Raw genomic sequence first — 11,889 nt, 5'->3', positions numbered from 1 at the left:
AACATTATAGAAAATGAAAACAACTTGTATATTTATAGCTTTATCAATGTTTTATTTTTCAGCATTTTGTCAAGAAATTGACGAAAATGGCCGAACACCCGCTCAACAAAAGGCCGTTTCAACAATAATTTCGACGCCTGCTGTTTATCTTCAAGAAGATCCTACTGTTAAATCTGCCTCGATGTTTACAATGAAATTTTCGTTGCCAGAGGGAAAAACTACTGGTGAGATAATAGTTTTCCATCCCAAAATTGATCAAGAACTAAAGAAAATTAGTTTGATGCAAAGGCAAGGTGCAGTACAGATTTCTACTAAAGACCTACCTAATGGTGCTGTAATTGGACTTTATGCAGATGGCATTTTACTCGAAACCCAAAGAGTCAAATTGTAGAAAACTTATACTGAGTTTTAAAAAATTCAAAGAACGAGAAAAAGCATAATTCTCGTTCTTTGTCTAAGTTTTTACTTCCAATAATCATACTGAATATATGTAGCTGTATCATCAGCAACAACTTTCCCATGTAGTTTTGAAACAACATACAAAGACATATCTATTCCTGCTGAAACTCCTGCAGATAAAATAATTCTACCATTATCAACCCATCGTTTTTCAGGAAAAAGTGTTGTATTTGGAGCCGCTTGTCTCATTTGTTCAACTGCTTTGAAATGCGTAGTTGCCGAAAGTCCTTCGAGTAAACCTGCTTTTGCCAAAATTAATGAACCCGTACAAACCGATAGTAATAATTCTACTTTTTCATTCATTTCCCGTACCCAATTCAATACTTTTTCATTATTCATTTCTCGTCGAGTGCCAAAAGGTGTGCCATCAGCCTTAAAACCTCCACCACCTGGAATGAGTAAAATATCTGGCGTAGGGCAGTTTTCAAAAGTATAAGTTGGTGTTACCACTAAATTATTGCGAGCGGCAATGCTTGATTTTTCGGCTACCGTAAAAACATCAAAAAGCCCTTCGCCACCACCTTGCTTTCCAGTTACACCAAAAATCTCGAATGGCCCAGTGAAGTCTAAAACTTCTACATCATCAAAAATAAAAATTGCAACTGTACGCATGAGAAAATAGTTTTGGGTGTTTTTTATAATAACTTGATGAATTGAAATGTAGAACAATTCTCCGAATTGTTAACAATTTAGAAAATTGTTCTACATTATTTTTATTACAAATTTCCTTTCTTGAACTCTTTTACAGCATAGTCTGCTGCACGAGCGGTAATTGCCATAAATGTCAACGAAGGGTTTTGTGTAGAATTGGAAGTCATACAAGCTCCATCAGTGACAAATACATTTTTACAATTGTGCAATTGATTCCACTTATTAAGCATAGAAGTTTTTGGATCTTTACCCATTCTTACACCACCCATTTCGTGAATATCAAGACCAGGAGCTTTTTTAGGGTTATCATGTGTTTTGATATTGGTAAAACCTGCTTTGGTGTACATTTCGGTCAATTGCTCATGAAAATCTTTAATCATTTTCTCATCATTATCATCATAAGCTACCGAAACTTTCAATTGAGGAATTCCCCATTGGTCAGTCAAAGTTTTATCTAAAGTGGCGTAATTACTCTCTTTTGGAATCGTTTCGCCCATCATGTGAGAGCCAACTCGCCAATTACCGTATTTTTTGTTGGCTAAACTATTTTTCAAATCTTCGCCAATACCCGAAGTATCATTATAAGTCATACGGCTTGTACCAAAACCTGCTGCATAACCCCGCAAAAAGTCGGTCTCTTGTTTGAATACATTACGAAAACGAGGAATATAACTACCATTTGGACGAATGCCTTCGGTAGTACTATCCAAAAATCCTTCGTATTCTCCCGAAATTGTTGTTCGGAAATTATGAAATGCAATGTATTTTCCTAATAAACCATTGTCATTTCCTAAGCCATTCTGAAAACGATTGGAGGTTGAATTTAATAAAATTAAGTTGGTATTGAGCGTTGACGCATTTACAAAAATGACTCTTGCATAGTATTCGGTCATTTCTTTGGTGTGAGCATCAATCACTCGTACGCCCGTAGCTTTGCCCTTTTTCTCATCATAAATAATTGAATGAACAACCGAATCAGGCTTTAAAGTTAGCTTTCCTGTACGCTGTGCCCAAGGAATTGTTGATGAATTACTGCTAAAATATCCACCATAAGGACAACCACGCTGGCATAAATCACGGTTTTGGCATTGTCCACGTCCTTGTTGAAAGTGAATTTCCTTGGGTTTTGTTAAGTGGGCACAACGACCAATAATAATTGGGCGACTCCCATTATAATGCTTTGCCATTTGTTGCGTAAAATGCTTTTCAACGCATGATTGCTCATGTGGAGGTAAAAACTCACCATCGGGCAATTGTGGTAAACCATCTTTATTGCCAGAAATTCCCGCAAATTTCTCTACATAACTATACCACGGAGCAATATCGGCATAGCCAATTGGCCATTCAACGGCAAAACCATCACGAGCGGGGCCATCAAAATCATACTGTGACCAACGCTGTGTTCCTCTTGCCCACATCAAAGATTTACCACCAACTTGGTAGCCACGAATCCAGTCAAATGGTTTTTCTTGAACATAAGGATGTTCGGCATCTTTTACAAAAAAATGTGAGGCATCTTCGCCAAAAGCATAACATCTACTTGCAATTGGATTGGCATCTCTTAACTCTTTGGTGATTTGCCCTGCATGGTCAAATTCCCAAGGGTTTTTTAGCGTTGTTGGATAATCAACAATGTGCTTTACATCTCGACCACGTTCCAACAATAAAGTGCGTAACCCTTTGCCTGTCAACTCTTTAGCTGACCAACCGCCACTGATTCCTGAGCCAACAACAATGGCATCAAAAGTGCGGTCTTTTATTGAATCTATATTAAAATATGACATTTTCTTAGTGAGTTTTGAATGATAGAATTTTGAATTCTCAATGTAAAAATTTTAACTTTTTACAGGAACACAACCATGATAAAAACCTGGAGCCATGGTATATTTTTGAATATTGACCATGTAATATTCAGAATTTGTATAGCCCCGAATGGTTAGATTTTTAATCATATCTACAAACTTTTTGCTGGCATCATCAGCTTTGCTCAATTGTAAAATAATATCGGTGCGTTGTTTGGCATCACATTCCATAAATGATTTATTATTGCTTTGCTTGGCCAAATCTTCTATTTTCACAAGTCCTTGTTTCAAACTTTTTTGTGCTGCTTCACCATAACAATCGTTTATCATTCTTAGGGCAAACTGATGTACTTTGAGCGATTTTGCTCCTGGCGTATTTGTTTCAGGAATAATCGTTTCTACGATTTCTGCTAACAGAGATTCATCACTAACTGATAATGTTGTAGTAGTGCCAATAGAGTCTGGTGTCCAACTTGAAGCCCAAGCAGGAAGAGTCATTAAGCTACCAAAAGCTATGGACAGGTTTTTCAGTGCGGAGCGTCTTTTCATAGTTTTGTTGTTTTTAAGGTTGAATAAATACTGATGCTTAAACCTGTAAGGTCTTTTCAGACCTTGCAGGTTTTTAAAAGGTCTGTTAAAACTGCTTCAAATAGCTAATTTTGGCAATGACATGATTTTCGGTTTGAGTAGCTCGTTGCATATTTGGTTGCAAAACATTATCAAAGCCTCGGCGATTATAAACAAAGTAAATATACGATAAAGGTTGATATTCCCACGAAAGACGGATGTTATAATTTTGGGAACTATTTTCCGAGTTTTTTTGATAAAAACTAATCAATTGCACACGAGGATTCAAAGCAAAACGTCCTTCGATGGCATATAAATCGACAGCTTTATTGCCTATGACATCACCAACGCCTTTAAAATTATTACGATTATACGTTCCAACGATTGAAACATGCGGGATAGGTGCAAATTGTAATTTAAAATTATTACCAACCAATTTTCCATCAAAATAGCTTCCCCAGTTGTAATCAAGTGATATATTAATAATTTTTGAAGGGTCGGTACTGGCGTAAATTTGGTGTCTGACATAGTTATAATCTCCTAAAGGAATGCTAACACCGAGTGGCTCGAAAGGCTCGGTTAAACGTTGGAAAGTTGGATTAACTAAATAACCCAAAAAACCACCATTTTGAAAATTGAACCAAACTGGATTGATGTTTAACTGCCTTTCTATCAATTTCCCAGTTGAGGCCTGGTGGTAAAATTCAGTCATGATGCCTGGTTCAAAAGCACGAATATATTTTTTAAATGGTAACCATCTACCTCGATTATACCAAAAAATCCCAGGTGTAGTACCGACTACATCGCTTCGAGAAACAAAACCCATTTCAGGATTAAAGTTTTTTGTTACGACGGATTCTGTCCACCAAATTTTGAATTGATTATTGGTATAATAATATTGAGCAAAGCCCGAAAAACCTTGCTTTCCACCATGAGTAGAAGTCGAATAAACCGCCATCGTATTGAGCGAGTGTGATTGACTCAAACGGAAAAAGCCATCAATTGTACCAACAATATTTGAACCGTCAGGACGATTTTTTACTGTCAAAAGCCCACCAATACGATTTTGTTTGCCAAAGTTTTCAGAAAATCTTCCTACAAAAAAGTTGGTTGCTGGCGTATCACCCACGCCTCGTTGACGCATTACAATTGCTCCATAATTTCTCTTCAATGAGCGATATACAAATCGCCCTCCCGCATCAATCGGAATTGGATTACCTGCATCATCGAGACCGATTCTTCTACTAAAAAAAGGCTGTACCCTCATTGTACCGCCCGATAAATCTTGATTTGGCCCAACACCTACACCAAAAAGCGAGGCATTTTCAAGAAAAAATTGCCGTCTTTCAGGGAAAAACACCGAAAAACGAGTGACATTATTTACTTGACGGTCGGCATCCGCTTGGGCAAAATCCGTATTGGTAGTTAAGTCTAAAACAGCATTTGGGTTGATTGCCCATTTTAATTCACCACCCAATTTAAAATTAGTTTGAGTGGGCTTAGGTGAAATTCCACCATTATAATTATCATAAGATGTCAAAAAATAAGGTTGAATTCTGACATTAGGAGAGGGTGGTGGAGGCTGCAAGTTTTTCAAAACACCTGCATAAGTCATTCTTAAATTAGAAAACGATCGAGGATAAGGCGAAAAAGCTGTTTGCTCGTTGGTCATTCGGCGACTACGAAAAACATTTAAACCCCAATTTTGAATGGCTTCGGTAGTTTTTGGATAACGTAGGGTTTGCCACGGAATCGCTATTTCAGCTACCCAGCCAGAATCGGTTCGTGTGGTGCGTACTCGCCAAAGTCCGTCCCAATCGGTATCATAATATAGGTCATCAAATGATAGCAAATCTCGTTGCACGCCATACGGATTGGTTACCAAAACCATTGAGTTACGTTTATCATTGAAACCATCGAATGATAACGCTACCATATCGTGTTGTCTTACATTAAAATCTCTTTTGAAATCGGTAGCTCTAATGGCTTTTTTGCCAAGAGAATCATGTGCAAAAATGCCAAAATAAAGATATTGTTTATTATAAAGTACCCTGACTTCTGTATTTTGGGTAGCATTTTTTCCTTGAAATGGCTCAATTTGTATAAATCCTGATGTAGGTTTGATTTTTTTCCATTCTACATCATTCATCGCCCCATCAATTCGAAGCGAAGAGTTAATTTGAGTAGCTTCAATGACTTTTTTGATAGAATCGGGTTTAAAAATATCGGCATCTTGGGCGAAGGATATAGAAGTAGTGGTAACTAAAAGTAATAGTAGTTTTTTTATCATTTTGTCGATGAGCTTTTTCAGTACAAAACTAATTAAAAAATTTTAATATGAATTTTATTGTCTGACTAAATGTTTCTTTCACAAGCAATTTTATAATTTTGCAACTCTTTTAGATGATTTAAAATTATCCCATTTCAAATCATTCGTAAATCGTAATTCTAAAATCGTAAATTCTATCAAATGTTAATCAATATTTTCAAATCAAAAATCCACCGAGTGAAGGTTACTCAAGCCGAACTCAATTACGTAGGAAGTATTACAATCGACGAAGACTTGCTTGATGCAGCTGGAATCATTGAAAATGAACGAGTACAAGTAGTCAATAATAATAATGGTGAACGATTAGAAACTTACGCAATCAAAGGTAAGCGTGGGTCAGGAATTATATGTCTCAACGGAGCGGCTGCTCGTAAAGCCGAAGTTGGTGATATTGTAATTATTATTTCTTATGGTTGGATGACACAAGAAGAGGCAAAAACGCACAAACCATTGGTTGTTTTTCCAGACGAAAATAATCTTGTTGTAAAATAAATTGTAACACAATTTTCCAAATTGTGAGAAAAGAACTAACTCCAACTAATGAAAAAAATACTCCAGTACCTCATTTCGCTTACAGTTGCCGCCGTTTTGATTTGGTTTACATTCAAAGACATTGACCTCAACACGCTTTGGGAAAAAATCAAACAAGCAGATTATCGTTGGGTTGCACTATCAGCAGTGTTGGCATTGGTGGCTCATTGGAGTCGTGCTTACCGATGGGTTTTGATGCTTGAGCCAATGGGATATAAACCTTCTGTTTTTCGTACAACATTGGCAGTTTTGGTTGGTTATGGAGCCAATTTGATTTTTCCCAGAGCTGGCGAAGTTGCCCGCTGTGGCACGCTCAACAAACTTGAAGATATTCCCTTTGAAAAGTCATTTGGTGCAGTAATCGCTGAGCGATTAATAGATGTTATTGTACTTTTATTATTGATATTTTTGAATTTTGTTTTAGAATTTGACCGATTAAAAGAAGTTTTTTTTAATTTTTTTGGTGAAAAATTCAAGAATCCACTCTTACTTGGAAGTTACGCATTTGCAGGATTAGTATTGCTGGCAATTGCTTATTTCTTATTCAAGAAATATCAGCAAAGAATTATTGAACTGCCTTTTTATCAAAAGATTAGCAAAATTATCGGTGGTTTTGCGAGTGGTTTTATGAGTGTCCGAAATCTCAAAAATCCTACGGCATTTATTTTTCATACCATACTCATTTGGAGTATGTATTTTGTGATGACTTATGTTCTTTGCTTTGCACTTCCCGAAACAGCCAATCTCTCGCCTTTGGCCGCACTTTCAATATTTGTGATGGGTTCGATAGGTATGGCTGCTCCTACGCAAGGAGGCATCGGAAGCTATCATTTCTTGGTAGGAAGTATTGTTGTTCTCTACGGCCTTTCGCAACAAGACGGCATTACATTAGCTACATTCTTGCATGCCATGCAAGGAATGGTTTTTGTAGCTATTTTTGGCGTAATTGCCTTTTTATTGACACTTGTTTTACCGAAAAGAGGTGTTAGGAATTAGGTTTTAGGACTTAGGAAATAGGTATTAGGATTTAGGAATGAGGAATTAGGTTTTAGCTATTTACCTTATTCTCATACCAAAAGCAATTCTAATCTCTAATTCCACAAACCTATCCTAATTTTCTAATTCCTATGTCCTAAAACCTAAAAAATGACTGAATCAAAAATACTTAGCCGAGAAGCAGCAAAAAAACAAGTTGAACAATGGCAATCGGAAGGCAAGAAAATAGTTTTTACCAATGGCTGTTTCGATATTGTACATCTTGGGCATATTGATTATTTAGAAAAAGCACAGGCTTTAGGTGATAAACTCGTGCTTGGCTTAAATACTGATGCTTCTGTCCAACGCCTAAAAGGAGAAACCCGTCCTGTGGTGAATGAATATGCTCGTGCCAGAATGATGTCGGCCATGAGCTTTATTGATGCTGTTACCTTATTTGATGAAGAAACTCCTAAAGAATTAATCGAGACGCTTTGCCCCAATATTTTGGTGAAAGGCGATGATTATTCTGTTGAAAATATCGTTGGAGCTGATTTTGTAATGGCAAATGGAGGTGAAGTAAAAACCATTTCATTGGTGAAAGGGTATTCTACAAGTGCCATTATTCAGAAAATAAAAAATAGCTAAAAATAGATATAATTAGAGCCTATTTTTAGCTATTAAAAATTGATATTTTCTCTTATTTCTTAGCGTGTTCCAGTTCGTAATGCCTTCTAAGCATATCTTCGCCGAAGTCATTGGTAAAATCACGTACGACTGTATGGACATGATTAGCATTGTTTTGAGTATTGTCATATTCAATCAAAAGCACATCATTTTGAATTCTATAATAATGTCCTTTGCCACCCCATTGTTTTTCTCCCATCCATACAAAATGTAATTTATCAAGCCCTGCTTTTTCGATTTTTTGCATAAATTCATTGGCAAAACCAAAAGGATAGTTTTTTACATAAAGGCTTATCAATCGCATCAATTGTACTTGTTGGTCTTTGGTCATATCATTGTAAGCGATGCCATCAGCAGGCAACATACCAAATTTTCTACTATTGAAAGTAATCATATCTGGTGGAGCAATGGGCGAAAGAATGGCTCTTCTCAGTTGTTTTTCATCAAATGAGTTCAATAGTTCAAAAGCAAAATTTGCTTCATCTTTCAATATTTGATAGCCTTTTTTATCACCACTTGGTACAATGGCAGGGTTATTTCCCAAAAAAAGTGGCGTTGCCGAAACAATTTTATTATTTTCAGAAGTAAAATTGAGTGATAAATGATGCCCTTCTACTCGCCATCCCCAAAATTTCTTTGCATCAGGTGTACCAAAAATAGTAAAATAAAATTTCAAAGGGTCACGGCGTTCGCTATTAGGCACATTTTCTAATTCTTTCAAGATAATTTCTAATTGCATAATGGCAATGGCTTTATCTTGTCCTTGTTCACTCAAAGTTGATTTTAATAAATTCATGGCCGCAACTCTTTGAGCATCACTCATAGATTTTAGCCATAAACCAGCTCGTTCTTTCGGGATAAAATACCAATTGCTTCGCTCTTCCGATTCATAAGGAAAACTGACTTTGGTAAGTTGGTCTTTATCTAATGTGGCAAGAAATGCTTTGGCAGCTGCCAAAGAACCTGCACTACTATTTTGTGTATTTTGTGCATGAGAACTTTGGAATAAAAAAAAGGAAATGAGAAGAAAAAAAAAGTTTTTCATGAGTCTTATTGTTATAGGTTGAATTTTATATAAAGGTCAATCTATAAAAGCAGAAAAACTATATCTTAAGTGAATTTTAATACACCTTGAGGATTCTAAAATAAGTTAGGCTGTTTGTACTTTTTTGGAAGAAAAAGTTTGATTTTCTAATAATTTTATAGAACCACCGATTTCGACAGGTAGTTCTATAAAATGAATTTTGCTTAAAGGTCTCAATATTAATAAGTGTCAACTCTCCAACTCCAATTTTTTACCCTTCCCAGCACCTTTTGATTGCTTAATTCGATAATTGAGTGTCAAGTTAAATTGTCTTTTTCTGGCTTGGAAATTACTTTCATTGTGGAAATTTGCTCCTTCTGTAATTGAACGGAAGCGGCGAGTATTAAAAATATCTAATACACTAAAATTGAGTGTTCCATTGCCTTTCAAAATATCTTTGCTTGCCGACAAATCGAAATAATAGAGTGGCAAACGACTTCCTTGAACGGTTTTTTGTTTGGCTTCATAATTGGCCCTTAACTGCACATCTAAGCCTTTTGGCAAGGAAAATTTAGAAGTTTGTCGAACAAACCAACTGTTTGTTTCACGAATATATGTTTTGTCGATATTACTACCGTCGATATTGGCATGAAAAAGGTTGAAGTTGAAATCTAATTTCCACCATTTAACAGGAGAATATTGGCTCATAAATTCTACTCCATAAGCCTGCTCTGACAATAAGTTTTCGGGGCGAGTAGTAGCAAATCCTAAAGCATTCACTTGGCGAATACGTTCGATTTTATTATCGGTGTCACGGTAATATATTGAAGAACCAATTGAGCCTTTATTGAAATATTTGATATGACCGAGTTCATAAACATTACTAAACTCAGGATTAAGATTTGGATTGCCACTATTGAAATTTCTGTTGTCAGAAAAAGTAGAAAATGGGCTTAAATCATTATAAAAAGGCCTTCTTACTCGGCGACTAAAACTCAATTGTAAAGCATTTTCTTTAGGCAATTCATAGCTAAAATGTACACTTGGGAACAAATTTGCATATTTTCGAGGATTGACTTCGTTGGTTTCTCGTAGTGTCGTTTTTACGTTAGTCCACTCAGCACGAAGGCCTGCTTGGTATGAAATCTTCTTGGTTTTATTACCTAAAATGGCATAAGCTGCATGAATATCTTCGTTGTAAATGAAATAATTTTTCAAACCTGGCACAACCACAAATTGCCCCGACTCATTTTTCTGATTTACCACATAATCATTGACCATATCTCTGAAGCTGCTTCTTGCACCAGTCTCAAATTTACCTTCTTTTCCAATCGGATGTACATAGTCAATTTGCAATAAATATTGTTTCTCGAACTCGTCATTGAGCGAGTTTTGTAGTAAAGACTTTGTTGTAATTGGAGTTTCGCTTGGTGTAAAATATTCTTGCGTGAAAAGTTGGTCAGAACTTTCCCAATTGTCTAAAAAACGCACTTCAGCATTGAATTCTTGCCCTTTTTTTGCATAAGTTTTTTTATAACTCAATACATACTCCGAATTTGGTTCAGTTTCTTTTTCATCTTGTTGGCGTTTGCTGATTCCTGTCAAGTTATTGCTTGTAAAAAGATAATCTTCGTATCTTAAATTCGTGATCCTTCTTGCCTTGCTTCTGCGGTACAAATATGATGCAGTAAGGGTATTTTTATCATTGAAAAAATAATCAAGTCCGCCTCTAATATTAGTGTTAAAACCTGTAAGCGTACCATTATTATTTTGTTTCAAGAAAAATGTAGAATCACCACTTTGGCGTTCTTGGTAAATCGAACCACGCCCAGGGCGAATATTATAAGCGATGCTATAATTGACAAAAAAGTTAACTTTTTTATGGCGATAATTGATATTGGCTGCTCCACCATAGTTGACTGGCTGCCCTGTAATAATATCAAAAGAGCCATTAAATCCTTGTTTTTGGTCTTTTTTTAAGATAATATTGATGATTCCAGCCATACCTTCGGCTTCATAGCGTGCAGAAGGATTCGTGATGATTTCAACTCGCTCAATCATGCTTGCTTGTAGTGATTGCAAACCAGCACCACCTTTGAAACTCACCAAACCAGACGGTTTTCCATCAATCAAAATCTTTACATTATCACTACCTCGAAGTTTGATTCCACCTTCGGGGTCAACAGAAACTGATGGAATATTTGTCAGAATATCAGAGGCCGAACCACCTGCATTGGCAAGGTCTTTTCCAACATTAAAAACCCGTTTGTCGAGCTTCATTTCCATCGTGCTTTTTTCAGCTTGTACTACTACTTCTTTCAGTGCATTGGCCGAAGATTCTAATTTTATCGTACCAAAATCATAACTTGAATTGTCTTTTGAGAGAGAAAAGGCTGCTATTTTTAAGTTTTTATAGCCCATGTATTCTATTTCTGCAACAAAATTTCCGAAAGGAGCAGGAATTGAAAATTCACCTTTTTCATTTGTAATATTTCCAGTAATGAGCTTATTGTCAACACTATTGGAGATTCGGATACTGGCAAAACTCAGCGGCTCGTTAGTGATGGCATCAATGATTTTTCCTTTTACTTGGGCTTTGCCGCCAGTTTGGGCAAAAAGAAGATTTTGACAGAAAAAAGTAATGCTTAAAAAGAGTAAAAATGATTTCATTAAAAGTATGTTTTGAATAGAGATGGTAAGTAGATTGACGAATTTAGATTGACGAATAACGAATGTAAAAATCTTATTATCAATCATTTACAAATTGTAATATTTTAAATAAATTAGTTCTTTTACTTAATACAAATCTAATGATCAAAGGCGATATTTCACTAATAAATATACATCCGATACTCAAAATACTA

The 11,889-nt window shown here is 35.9% G+C and carries 10 protein-coding genes; 4 read left to right on the top strand and 6 right to left on the bottom strand.

Annotated features, from left to right (window positions below; translation table 11 throughout):
- The first annotated feature begins 13 nt into the window (after positions 1-13).
- Entirely contained in the window at positions 14-391 is a 378-nt protein-coding gene (locus ACQUQZ_RS19060; protein WP_435356680.1) for a hypothetical protein, read from the top strand.
- Positions 392-462: 71 nt separating this feature from the next.
- On the opposite strand, the gene ACQUQZ_RS19055 is transcribed toward ACQUQZ_RS19060, so the two are convergent.
- The 4 genes from ACQUQZ_RS19055 to ACQUQZ_RS19040 form a co-directional block, all read right to left on the bottom strand.
- Positions 463-1,071: a DJ-1/PfpI family protein gene (locus ACQUQZ_RS19055; RefSeq protein ID WP_435356679.1), complete on the bottom strand. Its 609-nt coding sequence runs from the start codon at positions 1,069-1,071 to the stop codon at positions 463-465.
- A gap of 104 nt (positions 1,072-1,175) precedes the next feature.
- The gene (locus ACQUQZ_RS19050) at positions 1,176-2,894 is read right to left on the bottom strand and encodes a GMC oxidoreductase (protein ID WP_435356678.1); all 1,719 of its coding nucleotides are present in this window, start codon (positions 2,892-2,894) and stop codon (positions 1,176-1,178) included.
- A 51-nt stretch (positions 2,895-2,945) separates the two neighbouring features.
- Complete coding sequence (locus tag ACQUQZ_RS19045; RefSeq protein ID WP_435356677.1) at positions 2,946-3,461, bottom strand: gluconate 2-dehydrogenase subunit 3 family protein; 516 nt, start codon at positions 3,459-3,461, stop codon at positions 2,946-2,948.
- An 85-nt stretch (positions 3,462-3,546) separates the two neighbouring features.
- Complete coding sequence (locus ACQUQZ_RS19040; protein ID WP_435356676.1) at positions 3,547-5,769, bottom strand: DUF5916 domain-containing protein; 2,223 nt, start codon at positions 5,767-5,769, stop codon at positions 3,547-3,549.
- A gap of 180 nt (positions 5,770-5,949) precedes the next feature.
- Here ACQUQZ_RS19040 and panD point away from each other — a divergent pair, with 180 nt between their 5' ends.
- The 3 genes from panD (at position 5,950) to rfaE2 (ending at position 7,962) form a co-directional block, all read left to right on the top strand.
- Positions 5,950-6,300: an aspartate 1-decarboxylase gene (panD, locus tag ACQUQZ_RS19035; RefSeq protein ID WP_435356675.1), complete on the top strand. Its 351-nt coding sequence runs from the start codon at positions 5,950-5,952 to the stop codon at positions 6,298-6,300.
- A 48-nt stretch (positions 6,301-6,348) separates the two neighbouring features.
- Positions 6,349-7,335, top strand: coding sequence for a lysylphosphatidylglycerol synthase transmembrane domain-containing protein (locus ACQUQZ_RS19030; RefSeq protein WP_435356674.1), 987 nt, complete (start codon positions 6,349-6,351; stop codon positions 7,333-7,335).
- Positions 7,336-7,485: 150 nt separating this feature from the next.
- Positions 7,486-7,962: a D-glycero-beta-D-manno-heptose 1-phosphate adenylyltransferase gene (gene rfaE2, locus ACQUQZ_RS19025; RefSeq protein ID WP_435356673.1), complete on the top strand. Its 477-nt coding sequence runs from the start codon at positions 7,486-7,488 to the stop codon at positions 7,960-7,962.
- 52 nt (positions 7,963-8,014) lie between these two features.
- Here rfaE2 and ACQUQZ_RS19020 read toward each other — a convergent pair whose 3' ends face one another.
- Together ACQUQZ_RS19020 and ACQUQZ_RS19015 are read right to left on the bottom strand one after the other, a co-directional pair.
- Positions 8,015-9,046, bottom strand: a complete 1,032-nt coding sequence (locus tag ACQUQZ_RS19020; protein ID WP_435356672.1) for a DUF3500 domain-containing protein — start codon at positions 9,044-9,046, stop codon at positions 8,015-8,017.
- 228 nt (positions 9,047-9,274) lie between these two features.
- The gene (locus ACQUQZ_RS19015) at positions 9,275-11,695 is read right to left on the bottom strand and encodes a TonB-dependent receptor domain-containing protein (RefSeq protein ID WP_435356671.1); all 2,421 of its coding nucleotides are present in this window, start codon (positions 11,693-11,695) and stop codon (positions 9,275-9,277) included.
- Positions 11,696-11,889: the final 194 nt, after the last annotated feature.

The sequence above is a fragment of the Emticicia sp. SJ17W-69 genome (assembly GCF_051209875.1).
GTDB lineage: Bacteria > Bacteroidota > Bacteroidia > Cytophagales > Spirosomataceae > Emticicia.
This window is presented reverse-complemented; position numbering and strand designations above follow the sequence as displayed.